23 protein-coding genes and 1 tRNA gene are annotated in these 23,108 nt (G+C 46.9%); 7 read left to right on the plus strand and 17 right to left on the minus strand.

Annotated features, from left to right (window positions below):
- Positions 1–19 precede the first annotated feature (19 nt).
- Both obgE and I1H34_RS20600 read left to right on the plus strand, forming a co-directional pair.
- Positions 20–1,072, plus strand: a complete 1,053-nt coding sequence (gene obgE, locus I1H34_RS20595) for a GTPase ObgE (protein ID WP_212662812.1) — start codon at positions 20–22, stop codon at positions 1,070–1,072.
- Between the two features lie 148 nt (positions 1,073–1,220).
- The gene (locus tag I1H34_RS20600) at positions 1,221–1,868 is read left to right on the plus strand and encodes a response regulator transcription factor (protein ID WP_212662813.1); all 648 of its coding nucleotides are present in this window, start codon (positions 1,221–1,223) and stop codon (positions 1,866–1,868) included.
- Here I1H34_RS20600 and I1H34_RS20605 read toward each other — a convergent pair.
- From I1H34_RS20605 to I1H34_RS20625, 5 genes are all read right to left on the minus strand, one after another.
- The gene (locus I1H34_RS20605) at positions 1,865–2,137 is read right to left on the minus strand and encodes a DUF3493 domain-containing protein (RefSeq protein WP_212662814.1); all 273 of its coding nucleotides are present in this window, start codon (positions 2,135–2,137) and stop codon (positions 1,865–1,867) included. The genes I1H34_RS20600 and I1H34_RS20605 overlap by 4 nt on opposite strands.
- A gap of 83 nt (positions 2,138–2,220) precedes the next feature.
- A complete protein-coding gene (locus I1H34_RS20610; protein ID WP_212662815.1) occupies positions 2,221–3,591 on the minus strand; it encodes a cytochrome c biogenesis protein in 1,371 nt (456 codons plus the stop codon).
- A gap of 36 nt (positions 3,592–3,627) precedes the next feature.
- A complete protein-coding gene (locus I1H34_RS20615) occupies positions 3,628–4,365 on the minus strand; it encodes a cytochrome c biogenesis protein CcdA (RefSeq protein WP_212662816.1) in 738 nt (245 codons plus the stop codon).
- 50 nt (positions 4,366–4,415) lie between these two features.
- Positions 4,416–5,867 carry an FtsW/RodA/SpoVE family cell cycle protein gene (locus I1H34_RS20620; protein WP_212662817.1) on the minus strand — a complete coding sequence of 484 codons (1,452 nt, stop codon included), beginning with the start codon at positions 5,865–5,867 and terminating at the stop codon, positions 4,416–4,418.
- A gap of 523 nt (positions 5,868–6,390) precedes the next feature.
- Complete coding sequence (locus I1H34_RS20625; RefSeq protein ID WP_212662818.1) at positions 6,391–6,882, minus strand: GNAT family N-acetyltransferase; 492 nt, start codon at positions 6,880–6,882, stop codon at positions 6,391–6,393.
- 256 nt (positions 6,883–7,138) lie between these two features.
- On the opposite strand from I1H34_RS20625, the gene I1H34_RS20630 reads away from it, so the two are divergent.
- Together I1H34_RS20630 and I1H34_RS20635 are read left to right on the plus strand one after the other, a co-directional pair.
- Positions 7,139–7,357: a hypothetical protein gene (locus tag I1H34_RS20630; RefSeq protein WP_010467999.1), complete on the plus strand. Its 219-nt coding sequence runs from the start codon at positions 7,139–7,141 to the stop codon at positions 7,355–7,357.
- A gap of 172 nt (positions 7,358–7,529) precedes the next feature.
- Positions 7,530–8,359 (plus strand): IS1 family transposase gene (locus tag I1H34_RS20635; protein WP_212662819.1). Its coding sequence is split into 2 segments (ribosomal slippage): positions 7,530–7,871 and positions 7,874–8,359, totalling 828 coding nucleotides; the frame shifts between segments, so codons are not numbered across the junction.
- A 72-nt stretch (positions 8,360–8,431) separates the two neighbouring features.
- On the opposite strand, the gene I1H34_RS20640 is transcribed toward I1H34_RS20635, so the two are convergent.
- The 8 genes from I1H34_RS20640 to I1H34_RS20675 form a co-directional block, all read right to left on the minus strand.
- Complete coding sequence (locus tag I1H34_RS20640; protein WP_212662820.1) at positions 8,432–10,249, minus strand: iron uptake porin; 1,818 nt, start codon at positions 10,247–10,249, stop codon at positions 8,432–8,434.
- Positions 10,250–10,394: 145 nt separating this feature from the next.
- Positions 10,395–10,952, minus strand: a complete 558-nt coding sequence (locus tag I1H34_RS20645; RefSeq protein WP_212662821.1) for a (2Fe-2S) ferredoxin domain-containing protein — start codon at positions 10,950–10,952, stop codon at positions 10,395–10,397.
- A gap of 46 nt (positions 10,953–10,998) precedes the next feature.
- Complete coding sequence (locus tag I1H34_RS20650; RefSeq protein ID WP_235109697.1) at positions 10,999–11,274, minus strand: hypothetical protein; 276 nt, start codon at positions 11,272–11,274, stop codon at positions 10,999–11,001.
- On the minus strand, positions 11,246–11,488 hold the full coding sequence (locus I1H34_RS20655; protein WP_235109699.1) for an Asr1405/Asl0597 family protein: 243 nt from the start codon (positions 11,486–11,488) through the stop codon (positions 11,246–11,248). Before I1H34_RS20655 ends, I1H34_RS20650 begins: the two co-directional genes overlap by 29 nt.
- Before the next feature lie 77 nt (positions 11,489–11,565).
- Positions 11,566–11,961: a DNA starvation/stationary phase protection protein gene (locus tag I1H34_RS20660; protein WP_212662824.1), complete on the minus strand. Its 396-nt coding sequence runs from the start codon at positions 11,959–11,961 to the stop codon at positions 11,566–11,568.
- A 429-nt stretch (positions 11,962–12,390) separates the two neighbouring features.
- Positions 12,391–13,074, minus strand: a complete 684-nt coding sequence (locus tag I1H34_RS20665; protein WP_212662825.1) for a DevA family ABC transporter ATP-binding protein — start codon at positions 13,072–13,074, stop codon at positions 12,391–12,393.
- 2 nt (positions 13,075–13,076) lie between these two features.
- Positions 13,077–14,231, minus strand: coding sequence for an ABC transporter permease DevC (gene devC / locus I1H34_RS20670; RefSeq protein ID WP_212662826.1), 1,155 nt, complete (start codon positions 14,229–14,231; stop codon positions 13,077–13,079).
- Between the two features lie 9 nt (positions 14,232–14,240).
- The gene (locus I1H34_RS20675; protein ID WP_249369445.1) at positions 14,241–15,386 is read right to left on the minus strand and encodes an HlyD family efflux transporter periplasmic adaptor subunit; all 1,146 of its coding nucleotides are present in this window, start codon (positions 15,384–15,386) and stop codon (positions 14,241–14,243) included.
- 256 nt (positions 15,387–15,642) lie between these two features.
- Between I1H34_RS20675 and I1H34_RS20680 the strand changes: the two genes are divergently transcribed.
- Both I1H34_RS20680 and I1H34_RS20685 read left to right on the plus strand, forming a co-directional pair.
- Positions 15,643–16,041, plus strand: coding sequence for a pentapeptide repeat-containing protein (locus I1H34_RS20680; protein ID WP_212662828.1), 399 nt, complete (start codon positions 15,643–15,645; stop codon positions 16,039–16,041).
- A 204-nt stretch (positions 16,042–16,245) separates the two neighbouring features.
- Entirely contained in the window at positions 16,246–16,590 is a 345-nt protein-coding gene (locus tag I1H34_RS20685; protein WP_249369447.1) for a hypothetical protein, read from the plus strand.
- A gap of 2 nt (positions 16,591–16,592) precedes the next feature.
- Here the strand turns inward: I1H34_RS20685 and I1H34_RS20690 are convergent, their stop codons facing one another.
- The 3 genes from I1H34_RS20690 to I1H34_RS20700 form a co-directional block, all read right to left on the minus strand.
- Complete coding sequence (locus I1H34_RS20690) at positions 16,593–17,942, minus strand: GTP-binding protein (RefSeq protein WP_212662830.1); 1,350 nt, start codon at positions 17,940–17,942, stop codon at positions 16,593–16,595.
- 5 nt (positions 17,943–17,947) lie between these two features.
- A complete protein-coding gene (locus I1H34_RS20695) occupies positions 17,948–19,396 on the minus strand; it encodes a YcjF family protein (RefSeq protein ID WP_212662831.1) in 1,449 nt (482 codons plus the stop codon).
- A gap of 127 nt (positions 19,397–19,523) precedes the next feature.
- A tRNA-Met gene (locus tag I1H34_RS20700) sits at positions 19,524–19,600 on the minus strand.
- 376 nt (positions 19,601–19,976) lie between these two features.
- Between I1H34_RS20700 and I1H34_RS20705 the strand changes: the two genes are divergently transcribed.
- Positions 19,977–21,692, plus strand: a complete 1,716-nt coding sequence (locus tag I1H34_RS20705; protein WP_212662832.1) for a SulP family inorganic anion transporter — start codon at positions 19,977–19,979, stop codon at positions 21,690–21,692.
- Between the two features lie 69 nt (positions 21,693–21,761).
- Here the strand turns inward: I1H34_RS20705 and rpoD are convergent, their stop codons facing one another.
- Positions 21,762–22,877, minus strand: coding sequence for an RNA polymerase sigma factor RpoD (rpoD, locus tag I1H34_RS20710; protein WP_212662833.1), 1,116 nt, complete (start codon positions 22,875–22,877; stop codon positions 21,762–21,764).
- Between the last annotated feature and the right edge of the window lie 231 nt (positions 22,878–23,108).

A 23,108-nucleotide genomic window follows, 5' to 3' on the forward strand; every position in this document is an offset into this window, starting at 1 on the left:
TCTCCCAGGCATTACTTTTATGCGCTTCATCGACCAAACCGAAATATTCGTCAAAGCCGGAGACGGGGGAGACGGAATGGTGGCCTTCCGACGCGAGAAATACGTTCCTGCGGGCGGTCCTGCAGGAGGAAATGGGGGTCGAGGTGGCTCAGTGGTGCTCCAGGCTTCAACTAATCTCCAAACGCTGCTTGATTTCAAATACAAACACCAATTTATTGCTGACGATGGCAAACGGGGCGGCCCCAAGAATTTAACCGGTGCATCGGGACAAGACCGCTTGATTGAAGTTCCCTGCGGAACGGTCATTTATGATGCAGACTCCATGACTCTGTTAGGAGATTTAACCACGAATGGACAAACCCTAACGGTTGCCCAGGGAGGCAAAGGGGGATTGGGAAACAAACATTTTCTGAGCAATCGTAATCGAGCACCAGAACATGCCCTGCCAGGACTACCTGGGGAGGAACTTCGACTTCAGCTAGAGTTGAAGCTCCTGGCAGAAGTTGGCATTATTGGGTTACCCAATGCTGGCAAATCAACCCTTATTTCCGTACTATCAGCAGCTCGCCCAAAAATTGCCGACTATCCTTTCACCACATTAGTCCCCAACCTGGGGGTCGTCCCTCGGTCAACGGGGGATGGTACCGTCTTCGCTGATATCCCTGGGCTAATCGAAGGTGCCCATGAGGGGGTTGGTTTAGGCCATGATTTCCTTCGACATGTTGAGCGAACCCGGCTACTAGTCCATCTGGTTGATGCCACCGCTGAAAATCCAGAGCAAGACTACCAGACCATTCAGAAAGAATTGTCTGCCTACGGTCAAGGCTTACACAAGCGACCCCAGTTATTGGCATTGAACAAAATAGATGCCATGGACTCAGCGCTACTGCTGCAAAAGCAAGCCAGCCTAGAGCAAATGAGCGGTAGCCCAGTGTATTTAATCTCTGCCGTGGCCCAACAGGGTCTAGACACTTTACTTCAACAAGTCTGGGAGGAATTAGATCATCTACCCGACGAACCTCAAGATTCTCCACTCCCCATTCTGGACTCGCCCATCTTAAGAGAAACGTAAATTTCAGCGGCAGGAAGTTGAATTATCATTCAATTTGGGAAAGATTAAGTAATAATACGGTATACATTAGCAGTGCTCGACAACTTAAACTACGGTTACAAGATTTCTGAGCACCGCTAAGCATAAAGACACGGGCGGCTTCTAGAGTATGCAAGACGTTATCACAGCTGATCAAAATCAACTGCTACTCATTGATGATGATCCAAATCTGATTCTATTAGTGAAGGATTACTTGGAATTGCGTGGATATGAGGTGACAACGGCCAAGAATGGTCGGGAAGCCCTGCGCGTTCTGGAGAAAAGTATCCCCAATCTAATCATCTGTGATGTGATGATGCCAGAGATGGATGGCTATGCGTTTGTCAAACGCGTTCGAGATAATCCTCAGACTAGCTATCTCCCCGTTCTCTTTTTGTCAGCCAAGGGGCAAATTCAAGATCGGGTCACCGGACTTAACACCGGGGCTGATGTTTATATGATTAAGCCCTTTGAACCGGATGAATTAGTGGCACAAATCGAAGCATCTCTGAAGCAAGCGTCTCGGATGATGCAGAAACAATCTAACTCCCTAGAAGGAGAGCTATCGGTTCAAGTCCCCTTTGATGTCGATTTGACTCCCACAGAGACTAAAGTTATTCAGCTCGTTGCCAAAGGCATGTCAAACCGAGAGATTGCAGATGACCTCAGCGTCAGCCAACGTACGGTCGAAAGCCACGTCAGCAACATGCTCGGGAAGACTGGCTTAAACAACCGCACAGAACTTGCCCGCTGGGCCATTGAACAACGAATGGTCTAGGTACGAGACCGCTCTAGCCAAAACAGCCATAGCATCAAGGACAACACGCCAACCTGTAGGGCGAAGTTCGGAAGCGTAGTGGTGATATCTTCTCCCGCCAGTAATTGGAAGAAAAATACCACTGCCCCTATAAACGCAGAGCCAGCAAAAGCAATATAAAAAAACCGTCTCAACCCACGATAGGGAGACTTTAACTCGGCACGCAGTCGCTTTTGCTGCTCCGGGCTTAATGAAGACCGGGAAGAGTTAGGCGTTGGGGGTTGGGACATGAATTGCAATCAGTCATTGTCGTAAAGATTTTCTCGAAAACGCACTTACGGCTCCCCAAGGTAGACCGCATTCTCTAGACTAATTAGGCCACTTCTTGGGGTTGGGGAGTCGTCGGTGGGGACAAAGCTGCATCGGGTGTAGAGCTCTCAATCATTTCCACCAATTCTCGCTCAAAGGTCAACAAAGCTCGGTTCGTGCGTCCACCCACATAAAGTTGATCCTCAACTGTTAGCAGCCAGATTTGCGAATGAGACACATAACTCATGATCACACCAATCATCAGTAATCCGAATCCGGAATAGATCCAGGGGATGCCAGGGTCAGACTTAATTTGTAACCCTGTACTACCCACCAGTTCAACTAACTTTAGGCTAATGTCATTCACATCTGTAGACATGCCCGTTCTTACGGTTGAAACAAGCTTGCCGGACTCATCGTAGACCACGACCGTGCCCTGCAAATCCGTTGTAAGTAGGGTTACCCCTGCACTGAGATCCGGTTTTGTAGGCACCCACGTCCCCCATATTCTGCCACCGGCGGCCTCTAGGGGTGCCATGGGTAGCTGCAAAACAGGGCTGTTGTTGAGCTGCACCCGCACTCCAGCAATGGACCAATCTGCTTGATATAGAGTCACTCCCTTATGCTTAAAGGGCTGATTCACGTGAATCGTTTGTCGATCCAATTCGTTCTTATCTTCATCAACAATCGATAAGTCTGAGTAAAATTGGTCGATTTGGCCTTCGGGCGTGTAGTCAATCCAGAAACGATTCACCTGTACGGCCCAATCGTCAGGAATTTGAGCCCCAGACCATGGGCCCGATTTCACAATATTGCTGACCTTGGCCGTGGTGCCACTGGGAATCATTTCTTGCGCCATAAATCCTGTCAGTGAGCCCCAAATGGACCCCAACAAAATCAAGATCATGCTGGCATGGACGATGATCGGACCAATGCGCCCAGGCATGCCTTTACGAGCATAAATGCTCTGATCTTCTTCAAAAATTTTGTAGCGATTCTTTGCCAACGCCTCAAGTAAAAAAGGCTTTTGGCCGGGATCGAGCGTTGTACTCAAGGCCAGTTTGTCAAACTGACGGGGTTTCTTATAGAATTTCCAGCTGCGGGCCGCCTTAAGGGCGGGAAGCTGACGCATAAACGTACAGGCCGTCAAGCTAGTGCCAAACAGGATTAGCAACGATAAAAACCACCAGGTCGCATACACATGATCTAAGCCGACCGTCACCAATACTTTCCAAGTTAAGAACCCAAACAATGCTGGCTCTTCAGGATAGTTAGCCTGATAAAACTCCAGGGATTGGCCTTGCTCAATGACAGTACCGGAAATGCTGAAGAGTGCGATCGCAAGGAGCAATACAATTGCCAACCGCAAATCCGCTAGGACAGGTACTAAGTTTTTTTTGATAAAGGCTTGAGGTTGGCCAAGATTAGAGGTCATGGAATAGGATCAAAAAGATGGGACTCGACAACAAAATTAAGCGCTGGGCAATACATGGTTCAGCAAGGAAAAGACACCGAAAGCGATAAGAATAACGCCACTAGTGGGAGTAATCCAAGCAGACCATTGGCGAATAGCGAGAAATCGCTTGATCGCAGCCGTAAACGTACCTGCAATGACCAGCGGAGCGGTATAGCCTGCCGTGTACGACAATAACAAACCTCCCCCCAGTATAGGATCCTGGGTACTTGAGATCCAAGCCAGTAACGTCGCTAATACTGGGGTACTGCAGGGAGAAGCGACCAGACCAAAGGTAAGTCCCAAAAGGAAAGAGCGTACTCCTCTGGGTAGCTGATCAGAAATCAGTTCTACCCCCGAGAAGCTCGGTAATCGCAGCGGTAGGGCTTCCAGTAAATTGAGCCCCATAATGATTGCAACCAGGCTGACAACAATTGCCAGTCCAACACCAATTTGCCCATAAACCCGACCCAATAGGGCTGCGCCAATTCCCAAGCCTGCCAGAGTTGAAGCTAACCCTAAGCAGAACCAAATGGATTGAGCCATGGATTGCCAGCGGTTCTCTGTTTCATAGCCACCGATATACCCCACCGTAATGGGCAGCATCGATAACGTACAGGGGGTGAGACTAGTTAATAGGCCTGCCAAAAAGATGATGCCAACACTCAGAGCAGAAAGGTGAGAGAGTTGGGTCGAAACAATCGTATTAGCGAATTGTTCAAGGTGATAAAGCTGAATTTCCAGCGTTTCCAGCATAAGGAGAAGCTGCTTCAACGCAACTAACTATCAGGTGTTCGCTCTTGATCTTAACGAAGTCTGTGTTTTCGGCGTTGTTTTAGTCGTTGTTTTTTGGTAGACAGTACTGCTTTAGGATCTTTTTTTCTAGCAGATGCAAGGGCTACACCCTTTGATGAACGAAGTTTAGCAAGCATTCTGCGCCATAAAGAGGGCTGTTTCCGTTTGCGTACTAACTTAAGCGGTCCTTTTTCCCCAGGATGAAGAGGAGTTTGAGGACCTGGTAATGCATTTGCAGAGGCACGGTGTCTAGCCGTTGCCACAGAAGAATGATCGCCAACTAGTCGAATCAAAGAGGGGGACTCACCTTCGTGATGAGGAATAGCTACCACATCGGCACTTTGGCTCTCCCGAGCAGCCCGAATCAATAAACCTGCGATCAATAAGCTAGAAATCATAGAATTTCCCCCATAACTAAACATGGGGAGAGGAAGACCAGTGGTTGGCAGTACGCCAATAACAACCCCGATATTAATTAAGGCCTGACCAACTAGAAAAATCATGGCCCCAATGGCAACTAAACGCTGAATGACATGGGTAGATTTCATGGCCACCCGTAGAGCCAAAAAGCTATAAGTCCCCAACAACAATAAAAAGCAGAATCCGCCTAGTAGGCCAAATTCTTCTGCAAAGACCGCAAAGATAAAATCCGTATGCTGGATGGGTAAATAAGAAAGCTTCAGTTGTGATTCACCAAAGCCAACACCCAGAATGCCCCCTGAACCAACGGCTAACAAGCTCTGATGGAGCTGAAAACCATCGCCAAGAGCATCGGCCCAAGGGTTCAAGAAGGACAGAATCCGACTCAGCTGATATGGGTTCCGAAAAATACTGATCGCCGCTAAACCTATCCCTGCCAAAGCCGTTAACAAAAGGGACTGGTATCGTAATCCCGCTGCCAAGGCAATCAACCAAAGGGTCATACCACATAGGGCCGTAGTGCTGAGATTGGGTTGTATCAATATTCCTAAAAGGGTCAGGGCAAACAGAGACAACCACCATAGTCGCTCACCCAGGGTTAGCCGAGACCAGCGATTAAAAATATAAGCACTCTGAAGGATCAAGAATGGTTTGATTAATTCGGAAGGCTGGAGTGGAAAGGGACCAATATCAATCCACCGGGTCGCACCATTAATGGTTATCCCTAGACCTGGAATTTTTGTGGCAAAAATCAATATCAGAAACAGAAAGAATCCAAATGCAGAGACTTTCATGAGTTTTTGTAAGGGAATGTGAATAACCGCACAAAATCCCAACAGTCCCAAAATCACCCCTAAAAGTTGGCGCTTGGAATAGTAGAGGCCATCTCCAGATTCAATCGCCCCCGCATGATAGGAAGCCGAGAATAGGACGACAAGACCAATTCCTAACCAAAAGAGGGTTAGCCAATGAAGAAATCGGGCTTCGGCAGCCCATTCTTCTGTTGAGTATGGGAGGGAGGGAATGAGGCGACGTATCTTCACAACCAGTAATTCCCAGCGATAAGTCGAGGCCAGTATAGCAGACCTATCCAGGAATTGAAGGGGATTGATGATTAGCCCATCACATCAACGAATAGTCATCAATTCCAAAATTGTGGAATATCTATTGATCCTGATATCAGGATCAGCTAAAGATCTGACTTTTGAATAGGCTGAAACCTATTATTTGTCCATAAGAACATCTCGAAGAAAAGCCATGCTTGAACTGGGTAGATTTACCAGGGTTTTCAGCATCCCACTATTTCCTCCATAAGCTTCCAGACTCGACTGGACAATACTCATGCTCAAGTTTCATTGCTCCATTTCATCGGAGGATTACAACTATCAAGTAATAAGCCCTTTCATTTAAATTAGGTGCAATATCTCCAACTCTGGTCGATCTGGGAGTCCGGACGTCTCAGGATACAAGGCTATGGGGTGCTATATGACTTTAGGGAATCAACCTTTAGCCAACGGGAAACCAGTTCAGCTCTATCACGCGTAGCAGTCACCGACCAGTCCTAACTTACTGTTCGGGTAAAGCTTCCGTTTGAGAATGATCTAAGGGAATAGAGAGAACATCAACCTCCTGATTTAGCACCATTGTTGTACTAGAATTACTGACAAATCCGATGTGCTCATAAAAACTCTGTTGATGAGTCGTGGTTAAGTAAATGCGTTCAACACGGTTCATCTGTGGATGCGCCAGCAGGGTCTGCACAAGCTGTCGCCCCAACCCTTGGCCACGATAGTCAGGGTGAATAACCACGTCCCACACCATTGCGCGATAAATACCATCTGATGTGGCTCGCGCAAACCCAATCAATTCTTCACGATCCCAGACACTAATAATGGGGTAACTATTTGCGATCGCAACCGCCCAATCCTCCAAGCAACGCTCTCCTGCCCAAAAGGCCCCCACCTGAAATAATCGCTGTAGCTTTCGCAATACGGAGACGTCAACCTTCTGGTCTGCCTCAGTTAATCCATCTCGGAACTGAATATGTCGATTATCCATAGCGATGATTATGTCTTAGAAATCTGAGAACCACAATGACGGTCATTTCCCTTGTCTAGACTGAAGAGTTAACCTACATCGGCGAGTGATAAGTAAATACGCTACAGTGTATAAGAAATATTTAACAAAAGTACACTGTTTTTTGTACTTCTTGATACAATAACCTCATGTCGTAACGCTTCATTGCAAGAGTCAAAGGATGTTAAGGCAGAGTGGTAGGTTCATTTTATGTCCTTTGAGTGATTGTTTGTTTGGTATGGAGACCCCTGTGCAACTCAATTCACAGCCCCTTTCAAAAAACTCGAATCGAAGAGAAGACTTAAGTGAATATGTAGCTCATCTACAGCTCCATATGACCTTGCAAGCTCGGAACTTAGTTCCTACCTTGACTCGTCCTGAAGATAGCCGCGAGGAAATGCTTCAAGAAACTCAGGCTACCTTCGAGAAACATGTCTCTCGCCAAAGTGTTCAATAACATAATTGGCAGCTTAACGTTATAAACAACAAAATTTAATATATTTCAACTAACTAAAAGGAGTGTTAAGAAACACTCCTTTTTTGTTGAGCCGACATTAATAAGAAAGGTCGTGCCTCAAGTAATTGTGGGTTGAGTATACTAGAGGCTCAGCTCAGCTTCTAACCTACCCATGCAATGCCCACTATGCGGTCATTCCAAAGCACACAAGCATGGCAAGATGCCCAACATGCTTCAACGATACCGTTGTCCTGAGTGCCAGCAGACCTTTACTGAACGCTTTGATACCCTTTACTATCGTCGTCAGGTGAGTCCAGAGCAGGTCCGACAAGTTCTCCAAGCCCATGCAGAAGGGAGTAGTCTTCGAGGTATCACTCGGACCAGTGGCCTGGCTTACAACACTGTAGTCTCTCTAGTAAGAGCTGCTAGCCAACGATCTCAGCAACTCCATAATGGCCAAGTGCAAGCCGTTGAAACGGAGGATGTCAGTGCAGATGAAATGTGGTCCTTTGTGAAAAAAAGCAAAAACACTGTCTTCCCCATGAGCTAGAGATGGGTGATTGTTGGATGGCGATTACCTTGGCAAACACAAGCGGCGTGATCCTCTCGTGTCGTGTGGGCAAGCACACCGATTCATTATTGAATGAACTGGTGACTAGCACTGAAGGTAAGACCGATTGCAAGGACTGGAATAGCGACGATTGGGGGGGGTACGAAAGAGTGTTGCCTTGGGAGATTGACCATTACATTGGCAAGGACAGAACTCAACGACTCGAACGCACCAATGGCATTATTCGGCAGCACAGTGGTCGATGGCATCGACGCCAGAACAAATTTGGCAAAGTGTGGGCGCAAACCAAAGTCACTGCTCGATTAGTGGTCAGCTATTTCAATTGGATTTGGACACACAGTCGGCTTAAAACAACGGCGGCACAACGTGCTGATCTAGCCTCGCGAACTTGGCATTGGGATGACATACTCACCTACCCCACAATTGTTTGATGCACGACCATAAGAAACCGCCCTCCGAAGAGAGCGGCAATGCAAGTGAGGGAAAATTAAAGCGTAAATGCCTTAGAAAGAGAACGTGGCTCTTACTAATCCCTGAATAATGTCATTGGGATTGCCGTTACTGACATTGAAAGGATTGGTAATCAGCATGACAGTCGGTGTGATGGTAATGTTTTCGTTCACAGGGAACCGATAAAACGCTTCAAAGTTAGTTTGAGCGGAATAATTAGGATCCGTAGTGCTGACAATAAACGGCTGACCAGCTGCTACCGCAAGCATAGACCCCGGCACTAGCAAGTCATTCACACCAACACCTGCCATCCAAGTTTGGATGCTGCTGTTGTTGCCAACGGGAAGAACATTCTGGAATAAATCATTGTTAACCCCACCAAAAGCGAGTTGAGGGTCAATGGAAATTCCATAGCGGCCAAAAATGCCGAATTGTCCCAGGGTCAACTCAACGTTGGCACCAATGATATTTTGGTTCACGTTATAGGTTTCAGCATGGGTAAACTGAGCCCGAACCGCAAAATTATTTTGGTCATCTTCACCAAAGTCATTGGTATATTCAATCTCTGCTGAAGCTTGAAAGGGATCCCCAAACAAACCACCCTCACAGGTATTGAGAGGATCTGCACAGGAATTTACGGCAGTACCAGACGCAATTCCAGCATCTGCTGCAATAAATAGACCCCGAACGCTAATAGGACCACCGTTGACATTCCAATCAAACGCAGCACCTGCACCACCAGGACCGTCAACCGCTTCAGAGATGATCAGAGGGTTATTAATGAAGAAGCCAGAACTGAAATCAGCCGCTTCATCATTGGCGTAACTGTTGCCATCAATAAAGGCACTAGGATAAATCAAGGGACCGACGGTTACAGCTAGGTTCTCGACGGGCTTGAAGGTATATCCCAAGTTATACAAGGTAACACCAGGGCCAGAACCGGTATAGTCCACCACACCAGGATCGCCTAAAGTCGTGGCTGTTCCTGCACCAACAACGGGAGGAACAGGGAAGAAATTAGCGGGACCCGCCACACCTGCAGATGAGAAGAAATCAGAACCACCGTTGCCAGTTTCCAATGTCAAATCTAGGACATCATCTCCATTGAAGCTGGTAAGGAACGACATTCGTACCCGAGAAATTGCACTCACCCGAGAATCTCCTGGATCAACGTTAGCAATACCAGGTGCCCCCGTATCAACAGCGGCCACACCTGTTGCCGCAGCATTCGGGGTGGGAATATTATCCCCAGGGTTATTCAAGAAATCCCCAAACTGGGCCGCCATCACGACTTGAGCTTGAAGTTTAGTCGTGGTTGAGAACTGTTGCGATTCTACGGTGGCAACACGAGCTTCTAGACCATCAACGCGACCACGCAAGGTTGCTAGTTCAGCCGCAAATTCATCCTGAAGAGCCTTGAGAGCATCTAAGTCTTCTTTGGTAGCAAATCGATTGCTGAGATTATCCAAACAAGCATTCACCAAAGCAGCAGCTTCCCGACGAGACATGGCCCGGCTGGGGCGGAACGTACCGTTTGGGTAACCCGCAACGCAACCATAGCGCTCTACCAAAGATTGGATGGCTTGGAAAGCCCAGTCATCAGGCTGCACATCTGAGAGTTGAGAGACCGATGTGACCTGACCGACAGAATCGGCTTCCGTTTCAGACATGAGATCGGAAACAGCTGGCGTATTATCGGCTAAGACTAAAGGCTGTTGCGGACTTTCTTGAGAAATGGCGGGAGCTTGCTCTAGGGATTCATCAGAAATCTCTGAGCTTTCCAAGGATAAAGTACTAGCACTGGCCATACCCGTGACCATTAGTGCACTGGATAAGCCAATCACACTAGCTAGCAAACGAAAATACTTCATATTAATCCTCACACACTATTTTTGTTGGAATTAGAGTGGGGGATCCTAATGTTGATAGGACGCCACTACAAACCTAGATAATGATAATCATTATCTAGGTTTTCTTCAATAGAGAAGAAACTTAAATGAACTCACCAATCTTCTGTTAGAAGTGCTGTTGAAGAATGTTGGTGATGTTTTTGGGCTTTACTTTGGTGTAGCGAGCCTTGTCAGGTAAAACAACAAGGTTAGGTCCGGCTTTACATTTACCGATACAGCCCATAGGTTGCAGTTGAATCTCTTTGTCTTGGCCTGAGGCTTGCAAAGCTGAATTCAATGCTGTTAAAACTTGTTGACTGCCGCGTTTACGACAGCTCGATTTTTGGCAAATTCTAATTTTGCCCTTTTGAACGTTACCAACAAGCTCAGAAGGCTGTTGAGAAGATGAAGGTGAGGAGTTGGGGAGGGCAGGCATGATAGTCTTTGCCTTGAGTTTTATCTTGCCTGTTTTGATATTGATTTTTTGGCAACCCTGCACTTGAATCCATGCTCCGGGTTGCAAAATCCCAGAGCAGGCTGGGCGCAGAGACTTGGCTAGCTTAATATCTTGCTCTCCTTGGGAGGTAGCCAGACGAATCCCTTTGACACTACAGCCCTTTGACAAGATATAAGTTAAAAATCGACCACTCAGGGTGAATTCTGACTTTTTTGTATGTTTACCCATGAACTTTTAAGTGCGTATTCCTTAAATGATTTAGATAAAGTCTTGATTAAAGTGAGTGCTGCTCTTGGAGAGATTGCCATAAATAGCTAGGAATATCAGGAGCTGGGCAGTGCATAAATGCAATATTACCCAAATCACCTTTGCAATAGTGGAGTCCCACTTTTGCACTACCATCTAGGATGCTCTGGCAAGGAACCTCAGGTGCCTGAGCACTGCCAATGAAGAAATCAACCCAGTCATCCTGCTCTTGTCGGATACAAGGTAAGGGCTCTAGGCCTGAATCTCTAAGGTTTCTAGTTCCAGCACTGTTCCAACCAGTCAACCAGTTCTGCCCGAGAAGCGACAAACTGCTGGAGAACACTGTAAATTTGAGCGGCTTCCACATCATTGTTAATCTCCACTTGCAACGATCCATCTGAGGAACACCAAGCATTAACAGAGAGTTCCAGCAGCCGTCGCAGAACCTGTCGGCAATCGCCAGGACACACTCTCAATATGAGGGATTCAACAGTGGACTGATATCCAGATGGGCGCATCCATAACCTCCAAACGGTTTGATAGGGTTGTGCTGTACTTGAACCAAAACGATCCCCACTTAGCAACATCGTCACGTCTACGCAACCTTAAGGCTGTCACTCACCCAGAAATGGGCAAGGTAGAATACTCTTTCTTCAGGGGTAAGCAGCAGTTGTTCAAGCAGATAACGGGTTGCACGAGCACAGAGGCTTTCAGCCTGGGCGACTTGCGATCTCAACAGAGAAATCACCGATTTCTCTGCAGCTAAGTCATGCTCCACCATCTGCGGCTCTGTAAAGCAGCCATCCTCCTGAGGGGTATCAGCACCCTCAACGACAAAGTGGTGTTTTTGATACTGCAAATAGAGACCTTGAAAACTAGCTAGCACAATATTCAAGCCTTCACACACCGGAATGGTAACGTCTATATCCAACCCGACTGAGCTGGCTTTAACCCTGCCAACCGACTGGTTAGCAGTATGTAACTCGGACATACTGTTCCTCGACTCAAAGAAATGATTAATTGCAAATTACTATCAATTAATCCCCAACTAAAAATTAGCAGAGAACAAATACTATTGCAATATAATTTCAATAAAGCTCAAAATAATTCTTAAGGAGCAGGTTCAATAATCTAAGACAATAGAATTCAGATTTAACAAAAAAGTAGTCAGGAAAAGAATTACACGAATACTTCTAGGCTAACACTAGTGGCCTTCTGGAGTTTATAGATTAAATTACTGAAGATTTATCCTAAATGAAATTCCTATATCACAGCCAACAAAATTACGATATCTAAAATAAATCTCATTAGAATAATCACGCAATTTTTCCATGCCTTAGGTCAGAAGGATAACTGTATACAAGCTCCACTGCTGTTGGGGAACGTCAGGGCGATGAAACGACCAGCTGGCGACGCTTTGCTATTGAGTATTTAAGCGACCATCTTCCATATGAATGAGTCGATCGGCGACATCTAGAACCCGATTATCATGGGTCACCATCAGGATCGTACAGCCCTGTTGCTTGGCTAGCCGTTGCATCAGTTCCACCACATCTCGCCCTGATTGTTTATCCAAAGAGGCGGTGGGTTCATCAGCCAGAACGATTTTGGGATAACTGACTAACGCACGTGCGATCGCAACCCGTTGCTTTTGCCCACCCGATAATTCTTGTGGACGATAATTAGCCCATTCTGCTAAGCCAACTTCAGCCAACATATCGATGGATCGCTGATACGCCACCTTCGCGTCGATCTCAACATGCAAATCCAAGGCCATTTGCACATTTTGTCGGGCAGTCAAGGACTGCAGCAAATTATGATCCTGGAAAATATAGCCAATATAGCGACGAACCTTGACCAGATCATGGGTGGTAGCCTTTCTAAGCTGTTGGTTCAAAACCTGTAAACTACCCATTTGGGTTGATCGAAGCGCACCAATTAGAGTCAACAGGGTTGTTTTCCCTGAACCTGAGGGGCCAGACATAATGACCACCTCTCCCGGATAAATATCAGCATCAATATCAAATAGGACTTGTTTACGCAGCCTGCCTCTACCAAAAAAATGGCTCACGTGATCAATGGTGATAACTGGCGAAGCACCCATGCCTAAAAAATATCGGCTGGATCAGCAGCCTGAACGCGACGCATCGCAATTCCCCCCGATATGACACACATGATCAAGGTCAAAACAAATACCGTAGTCACTCGATCAATGGTCATAAACATGGGCAGAGAAGTACCGTCTCGAACCAGCTTGTAGAGACCTAAGCAGAGGGCAAATCCCGGAATAAATCCTAGTACGGCCAGAATAAACGCTTCTTGCAAGACGACTGAATAGAGAAATCGACTTTTGTATCCCATGGCTTTCAAAGTGGCATACTCTGCCAAATGATCGGACACATCGGTATATAGGATTTGGTACACAATCACCATGCCCACAATAAATCCCATCAGGGTCCCTAGGGTGAAAATAAAACCAATGGTGGTACTCGTTTCCCAATACTCTCGTTCAAAGCGGACAAACCCTTGTTTTGAGAGCACAAGGACATCATCGGGCAAGGTTTTCTTCAGGGTAGACATGACTGAACTGGCATCTACTCCCGGCTTGACGTTGATCAGACCAATATCAATCAATCCCAAGGTTCGCCCAGGAAATAACCGCAGTAAATTAACATCACTGGTAATCAGATTGCCATCGGCTGAGAAAGAAGCCCCCAACTGAAATAAACCTCCAACCGTAACTTTGCGACCCGAGACTTCTGTGAATACGGTTTTTCCCGCTTTGAACTGTTCAGCAATCGGGCCATATTCGGGTCGAGAATTTTCATCAAACAGCACCACATCTGACAATTTGATTTGGTCAAGATACTCATCTACCCCTGGCAAGGAAAAGACGGCCTGGCTGGGGTCAAAGCCAATCACGAGTATCTGCCGAGTCTTGCGGGTTTCTGGGTTTCGCCAAAATCCAAAATCCAAATAGAGGGGCGTCACCGATTCAACTCCATCTATGCCTGCAGCCTGATAGAGTCGCCGACGGCTAAAGTTCTTAATGGCAAATAAGGTGGTTGTTTGGGGATTGATTAAGACAATATCTGTCTTGAGATTGACATGAAAATTAACTGCTGCAGTAAACAGGGCTTCTTGAAAGCCTAGCTGCATCATCATTAAAATTACGGCAAATCCAATACCTGCCAACGCCACACATAGCCGCACCTTTTCACGGGCTAGCTGTAACCAAGCGAGGGGGATGGCCAACAACATCTGAGCCGCCTACCCTTCGGTTTGAATCGCCACATTCACTTGCAGGTTAGTCAATCCGGAAACGGCAATACTGTTGTGAAGACGAACCTTAACTTCTACAACACGAGTATCGGTATTGGCCGCCGGATCCGTCCCTACCACATCGTTCTTATCAATCTTCAAACCAATTTTGTCGACGGTTCCTTCGATCTCGCCGTTAATGACGGGGCTGTTAATTTTGGCAGTTTGACCAATTTGAACTTGATTGATGTCTGTTTCATAAATTTCAGCCACCACATACATTTGCCGAGTATTGCCCATTTCGACAATCCCTTTTTGGTCTTCGCTGCCTGAAGTGGGGGCAGCGGGAACGGCTTCGCCTTCACGCACGTGTACTTCCAAGATTTGTCCTGCATTGGGAGCACGAATAATCGTGCGGGTCATCCGCGCCTTGGCAAGTTCTAGGTTACTTTTGGCAGAGGCTAAATCGATTTGCGATTGGGATCGCAACGTCCCCACTTTAGTTCGAGTAATTTGAGCTCTGGCGTTGTTGCTATTGGTTTGCAGCTCTTCTTGCAGCATAGACAAAGTTGCGATCGCATTATTGAGTCGCTGCTGTTTACTCCGAAAAGAGAGAAATCGATCATCTAGTTCCTGCTTGGAAACCGCCCCCGCCTTCTGCAAATACTGATATCTTTTCAGGGTGATTTGAGCTTGCTCATACTCAACCTTAGATTGCTTAACTAGGGCATCTTGGGCCACAATTTCCCTAATCTTAGGATTCTCAGCTTGATTGCGGCGGGTTCGTGCTTCTTGTCCTTGAGCTTTGCCTAATTCACGCTCCGCAATAAACCGGTTTTGGGCTTCCAGTAAACGGCTCGCAGCAAGCTTGACTTCCGCTTGTCGCTCCGGATAGCTTTCTAAAAAGGCAATCGTTTCACCCTTCTCTAGCTGTTGGCCTTCTTTCACTAATAGTCGGAGAACCCTTTCTCCAGTAGGGCCACTGACTTGAAGCACCTGCCCGGCAGGTTCAATGCGGCCCAGGGCAGAAATAGCTGGGGATTTCTCAGAAGAAGGCTGTGAATCGTTGCTAGCCTGATTGGGCTGTTGCTGAAAAGCTTGGAAGACACCAATACTCCCGAACCCTAGAGCTAAAACAACAGCTCCAGAGATCATCCATTTCCCAGATGATTTTAGAAATGGTTTGTCTCCCACACCAATGGCTCAATTCAACATCTCCCAATTGTAAAGAATTTTTCCTCAATAATCTGTTTTCATTCTCTTAAATTAAATATCTTTACTCAGGCAATATTCGATCCTGGCAGCAACAGGAAGCTATAAACCCTTTCCTCACTCCATTTCTTGTACCTAAATGTACAAACACTTTCGTCTTTGTCCCTTAGAATGCAGAATATGCGTTCTAAGTAACTCAATGAAACCTTTTCTCCTTGGAGTGGCTCTATTTTCAACCCTCTGGATTTGTCCAGTTGCACAGGCAGAAAATCCTGAGCACCTCAAACAACTCATGAAATCGCGATCTTGCCCTAACTGTGATTTACAAGGTGCCGACTTATCGGCAATGAATTTGCGCAATGCTAATCTAGCTGGGGCTAATCTGACAGGCGCTAACCTTAATTTGGCCGATCTCACTGCAGCTAACTTGTCAAACGCTATTTTGACAGAAGCCAGCTTAGCGTGGACCAATTTTATCGATGCCGATTTAGAAGGGGCCAACCTTTCACAGGCTAAATTCGAAGGCGGAGAAAGACTAGGTCAAGCATTAAGTTTTGAAAAAGCGACCTTACCGGATGGAACGATTGCTTTTCCCTAAGTTCATTAAACCTATAAGCTTTCAGTCAAGGGGGCTTGTCTCCTTATCCCATGCTTTAGTTCAGCATCACTATTCTTTTCAAGGTTCAGTGGGCACTTTATAAAGTAGGCATTTTTGCCGGATAGGATAACTAGCCCTTTAGTGTGTGTGGGGTATGTGATGAAACGAATAAATCTTCTAGGGTTACTAATACCCTTTCAACTGATGACTGCTCCTGCTTTTGCAGCTAAGACCTGTAGTCCTTATCGAGTCAATTACGAAAGTGCCATCTCCCAGGGATTGATTACTCGACCTTCGTTAGTTAATAATGCGGGGCAATCCTGGAATTTATTTCAGGTAGCGATGCGGCGAAACGATCGCATCGAGGCAGCATCACGAGCAGCTCAATACCTGGTGATCTTGTCTGAGTATGCAGGTGATCGCCAAGCAAACCAGGCTCGGCATAACATTGAGCAAGAAATGGTGGGCTACTATCAACAGCCCGTAGAGGTGGCGATGCCCATGTTCGAAGTCATCCTTGAAAACAGTCCAGATTGCCTCAAGCAATAGGTTTACTCAAGTTGGGAAGATAACTCTTGCCTCAGGCGATAAAGCACCATCTGTGGTTGCAATTGCTTGAGAATATCTTGGATCAAGGTGCTAGCCCCCAAGGGGCTCCAAGTATAGCCATTGATCAAATAGGCTTGCGTTTGTTTACCCACCCGCTGAGCCCCATATAAACTCACCCCTGCTTGGAGGAGTCCTGTTCCCACCCAAGGCAAAAAACCTAGGGATATATGACTCACCCAATTAGATAGGGTAGGCGTACTCATTTCCACCACAACCAAACTGGCGAGACTCAACAAGATTTGGCCCCACAGTTGATTCACCTGATGCCGATGGGTTGGGAGGCGATAGAGTTTGACAAGCGTGCCGATCAAGAGCAAATCCGCTAGGAGACCGATGGTGACATCGAGGAAGGATAGGGGACAAACCGCAATTAGAGCCGCTTTTAAGCGAGCATATTGACCAATACAGGCTTTGCCCGATTGCGCCTCATAGGTCTGAACATGTTCCGCAATATCGCGTTCTACACTTTGGACTTGTAAAAGCGTATTTAAGACTAACAGTGTACGGCCTTCTCGCTGAATCAATTGGAGCAACGCCGATCGTAGGGGTTCAATATTAGCCGGTGGCGTTTCCCAATCGTTTGTAGTCCGACCATCCGGCCATTCAACGCGGATTTCCACAGGCGCTGGAGCAGCTGAGGTCAGTAAAATATCTTGCGGAGTCAGAACTTGTTGTAATGGCACTGCCAGACGTTCATAGACCCTGGCAGCATCTAAATCAGGATAGAGGTCTGCTTTATTCACAACAATCAAAAGGGGACGACCCGATTGTCGTAAGGCTTTGAGCGCTTCCAGCTCTAAGGCCGTGGGAGGACCCGCAATAATGAACAGAATCAGATCGGCAGCTTGGGCAATTTCCTGAGCCATTTGCGCTCGCCCCTGCCCCTCAATTTCGTCTAGGCCAGGGGTATCAATGAGCTCAATTTGTAAGTCAGATAGACCCTTAGCGATCTCCGGTGACCAACGAACCGAACGAGGCCATTGTGTTTCACCATTCAGGGGGCCTACAGGGAAAATAGGCTCAGCAAATAGAGCATTCAGAACAGCCGATTTTCCCCGACTCACAAATCCAAAAGTCGCAATTTGGAAGATGCCTTGATTGAGCTTCAAACTTAAGCCTGATAAGATGCCAAGCTGATTTTGCAGCTCTGTTTGCAGGAGAACTGGAAACGTCTCAACTTGCTTGATAACGGTTTGGATACTGAGATGAGCACGCTGATGAACCGTCACAGACTCACTGGCAGAGATATTCTCCCTAGGTGCAGACTGAACGTCCGGCGGGGACTGAGCCACGGCTTCTAGGATGCAGGAGCTTCTAATAATCCACCTTGACGGCGGAAACGACCAATAGACTGCTGAGCAAAGTCTTTAAGCGCATCCACCTTCTGATGTTCTTGAAAGACTTTTGCCACAATCTGCTTCAGCTTTTCAGGATCCCAATTCGATTCGGGAGCTGCTACAGCTAGATCACTCAGCTCTTGGAAGTGCTCTATCAAACTCAACCCGGCAATTCGCGTCAAATGGGCAGTACTCACCCCTTGAACCAGTCCTCCGGCGACAAAGGTAAAGTGGTGTCCTTTGAGCAAAGAGCTCAGGGCTTGAGTCGAGACTTCGACTAAACCTAGCTTGAGCATGGCCGTTGCTAAGGTACTCGCAACGGCTTGGGCTTGAGCCAGAGAAAACTTCAGACGATACAAAGACCCCAAATCCATTACCATTTTGGCGCTAATCGCAGCGGCAGCCAACATATCCAAAGTAGGAACGGGATTGGCAAAGGCAGTCGCCCCTGTAATCCACTGATAGCGCTCGATAATGGGGGCGGCATGCCGACGACGCACATCGTTCAGTTCAGCTTGTATCTGAGTTCGTAAAGCGACGGTCTGTTGATAGGTCTGGAACAAAATCAGCTGTGCTTTCTCAGCAGCCATCACTTGATCTAGACATTGAGTTAAGCCTGATAAATCTGGCTGGGGACGTTCTAGATCTTCTTGGCAGGAGCCATCTTCGCTGTAGCGACGGACCTTAACAGCTTGGGGATGGGCAGAAGTAGAAACAATATCTGACTCTGACAGCCAAGGCTGCAATCGTTGCTGCAATTTCTGCTGCAAAATTAAGCGCTGGGTCGGTAGGTATTGATCTTGCTTATTAAAAACCACCAAGACTCGCTGTTTATGAGCCTGCAATGTTTGTAAGCATTGATGTTCAGAGTCTGTTAAATCACCCTGAATGACGTAAAGGATGAGATCAGCAGCCATCACAGATGGAGAAATCTCTAAGGTCGCGGAATGAGATAGGCTCCCTATTTCAGTAATCACACAAGCCTCTTTCAAGGATTGATACCGGGTTTGTAGTAACTCCACCAACGTCGATTTACCGACTCCAGGCGCTCCCGTTACCAAAAGGTGAGGTTCCTGTCGATACAGATCTATTTTCCCGAGCTGCTCCTTAAAGGCTACAGATTGGGGAGTGGTTTCTGCAAGGGTTTCCAGCTGCTCAATCAACGACTCGCTAGTGGCCACTGCTTTTTCTAAAATGGGTCGAGAGACCTGAGTAGCATCTAGATCTGGGATTTGGCGTTTCAATCCTGGAAAGAATTTGAGGCTAACAGCCAAGCTACCTAAGCCTAGGACCATCCCAGCCGTTAAAAATTCAGAAAATCCGTGGTTGCCACCGGGAATCAAGAACCAAATGAACAAGACAAGGGTGCCAGCACCCCAAAAAATCCGTTGTGATGATTGAGCAGCCATAGACTTAGAGATCCTAAACAATCTTGACATCCCGTCCCCGCCATTCTCGCAGATTGCTAGGGAAAATGTCAGAGACTTTAAAAAAAGAATACCCCAGAGATAAATATCTCTGGGGCACCCTTAGCACTGGTGGCGGGGCACGGATTTGAACCATGGACCTTCGGGTTATGAGCCCGACGAGCTACCAGACTGCTCTACCCCGCGGCGCGAAACCTCAGTATAGACATCAATGAGTACACTTGGCAACTTATCCTTCCAGATTAGTAATTTATTTCTATCTCTTTAAGGATATTTAGGCAGAGTCCTGGGCTGAACAAGCTGCAAACCTGTTTAAAAATCTAGGTCCAGAATCGACCTAAAGACTGTATAGACTAGCTTTCAGATCGTCATTAGCTTTGACGAAAGCTCTAATATAGATGGATGATCTTGATGCACCCTTCAGAATTAATTTTTTCGAGATTTTATTAAGTTACGTAAATACTCACGTTTTACCCCATGTTTGCTAGTGAATTGACCATTTATTCCATGAGCTTGGGCTTATAATCTTACACACCAAATTACTAAATCTAGGCTCAGCATAATGGCAATGGCTCAGTATAGGTTTATCAATAACCTACACTTTCGCAACTTTCAAGGCGATCTGCTGGGTGGAATGACTGCAGCGATTGTTGCATTACCCTTAGCCCTCGCTTTTGGGGTTTCCGCTACTGCAGATGTCCCCACTAACTCAGGTGCCATCGCTGGCTTATATGGTGCCATTGGTGTCGGTTTCTTTGCATCCCTTTGCGGAGGAACACCCTCGCAAATTTCGGGCCCCACGGGCCCCATGTCCGTCGTCATGGCAACCATTTTTGCAGCCTTGATGAAGGATGACCCCGAAACTGGACTAGCCATGGCCTTTACGGTCGTCATGATGGCGGGGTTGTTCCAAATTTTATTTGGGGTCTTGCGGCTAGGGAAATACATCACATTAATGCCCTACACCGTTATCTCCGGGTTTATGTCCGGCGTGGGTTTGATCATTATTACGCTGCAAATTGCACCGTTATTAGGCCATAACGCCTCTTCTAAAGTCGTTAGTGCGATTCAACAACTCCCAGGCGTGGTTATAGATATCAATCCTGTCGCCCTAGGCTTAGGACTGCTAACCCTTGTGATTGTGTTTGCAGCCCCGCCTCAATTGAATCGCATTCTGCCAGCACCACTCATCGCCCTGGTTGTCTGTACTTTAGTGTCGGTTTATGGCTTTCCCGATAGTGGTATTCCGGTGATTGGGCATATCTCTGCCGGTCTACCAGAGCCACATCTGCCAGTATTCCAGATGAAATATGCCAAAACCATGCTGGGCTACAGTGTGATGTTGGCCATGTTGGGGTCCATTGACTCGCTCCTAACCTCATTAGTCGCCGACAACATCACTCATACTCAGCATGATTCCGATCGAGAACTAATCGGCCAGGGTCTAGGGAATCTTATGGCTGGGGTCATGGGAGGCTTACCGGGCGCGGGGGCAACGATGCGGACCGTGATTAATGCGAAGTCTGGCGGTCAAACCCCTTTATCCGGCATTATTCATGCGGTTGTGCTGGCCGTTATTGTCATCGGTGCATCCCCCATGACTGAACCGATTCCCAATGCTGTTTTAGCCGGAATTCTGATTAAAGTGGGGATTGACATTATTGACTGGAGTTTCCTCAAACGGGCTCACCGACTGTCCCTGAAAGGGGCAGGAGTCATGTATCTGGTCATGTTCTTGACGGTGTTTGTAGACTTAGTCACTGCGGTTGCCGTTGGTGCTTTTCTAGCTAATCTATTGACGATTAAGAGTCTGACTGATCTACAAGTACAAACCATGCGGACGATTACGGGCCCCACGGATGACCAGCAGATCAATCAGGCCGAGAAAGATATTATTACCAAAGCCCAAGGCCAAATCCTGCTCTTTTTCTTTAGTGGTCCCATGAGTTTTGGCGCAGCCAAGTCTATCTCTCAGCGACTATCTATTGTTAAAGCCTATAAAGTTTTGATTTTAGACATGAGTGATGTAACCCGAGTGGGAATAACGGCTTCTTTAGCCATCGAAAATATCCTCAAGGATGCGGAGAATACGGGGAAAGTGGTGTTTCTGGTGGGCGTACACGGCCAGGTTGCAGAACGTTTGCATCGGATTGAATCCATTCATAATCTCCCCAAAGATAGTTGGTTTAATCGTCGATTAGATGCTCTGAACGAAGCGGCTGCACTTCTCTATGTGCCCCTATCTCGCAGTCGGCTTCCTACCGAACCTGAGGTTTAGATTTCACTCAATAAAAAAGCTGCTGTTTAAAACAGCAGCTTTTTTATTGAGTGAAATCCCGTAAAGAGACTAGCGGATATATTCTTTCAAAACGCTATTGCGGTTGGGATGGCGCAACTTACGTAGAGCCTTGGCTTCGATTTGGCGAATCCGCTCACGGGTAACGTTAAAGATCTGACCAATTTCTTCTAGGGTCTTCATGCGGCCATCATCTAGGCCGTAGCGCAACTTCAATACATCACGCTCACGAGGGCTGAGGGTATCTAGAACTGTTTCTAGATCTTCGCGAAGTAAGCTCTTGGATACCTGATCTTCGGGTGTTTCACCATCCGACTCGATGAAGTCGCCTAAGCGGGAATCCTCTTCTTTACCGATGGGCGTTTCTAAGGAGATGGGTAATTGAGCTGACTTAGCGATGAAACGCAACTTCTCGATGGTCATTTCCATACGAGTGGCAATTTCTTCTTCCGTGGGCTTGCGCCCCATTTCTTGAGAGAGCAATTTGGTGGTTTTCTTGATACGAGAAATGGTTTCGTATAGGTGAACGGGGAGGCGAATGGTGCGAGACTGATCTGCGATCGCACGGGTGATGGCCTGACGAATCCACCAGGTGGCATAGGTGGAGAACTTGTATCCTTTCTCGTGGTCGAATTTCTCAGCGGCTCGAATCAAACCGAGGCTACCCTCTTGAATCAGATCTTGGAAAGACAGTCCCCGATTCATATATTTTTTAGCAATGGACACAACCAGTCTGAGGTTGGACTGGACCATCTTGTCTTTAGCTCTGCGGCCTGCATGGAGACGATGACGGAAACGGTTGAGGGGCATATCAACTTCTAACGCCCACTCTTGAAGTTGAGGTTCACGTTCTAGCCGATCAAAGAGATCGTCATAGACACGCTCTAGCTCCAGCAAATCTGCAATCTTACGAGCCAGTTCAATCTCTTCATCAGCCCGGAGTAAGCGAATTCTACCGATTTCTTGTAAATACAGCCGGATGGAATCTTCCGTGTAATGCTTCTTTTTGGATTGACCGCGACGACGGGCTGTACGAGCTTTAGTCGTTTTTCCACCATCGCCAGCTTGGTTATCCTCACTAGTGCTACTGGCAGCATCCTCAACTAGATTATCTAAATGATTAGCCGGAGCTTGGATAGCTTCTAGTACATTATTGGCTTGGGTCATGCCGGATTCCTCAATACTCCCTAATTAAGACGATAGGAGAACCATTATTTACTCACTACAACCGAATCTAACAAATTCAGTCAAGGATGTGGATTTAGACACCGAATCGGCTTACCTTAACAGTATATGCAAGGCAATTCAAAGCCTAAGCGAAAGACCAAACACAGTCCTGCATTGGGCTTCGGCCATTCGACTATCGCTAAACCTCCACGATTGTAGCCTTTCTCACAA

The sequence above is a fragment of the Acaryochloris marina S15 genome (assembly GCF_018336915.1).
GTDB lineage: Bacteria > Cyanobacteriota > Cyanobacteriia > Thermosynechococcales > Thermosynechococcaceae > Acaryochloris > Acaryochloris marina_A.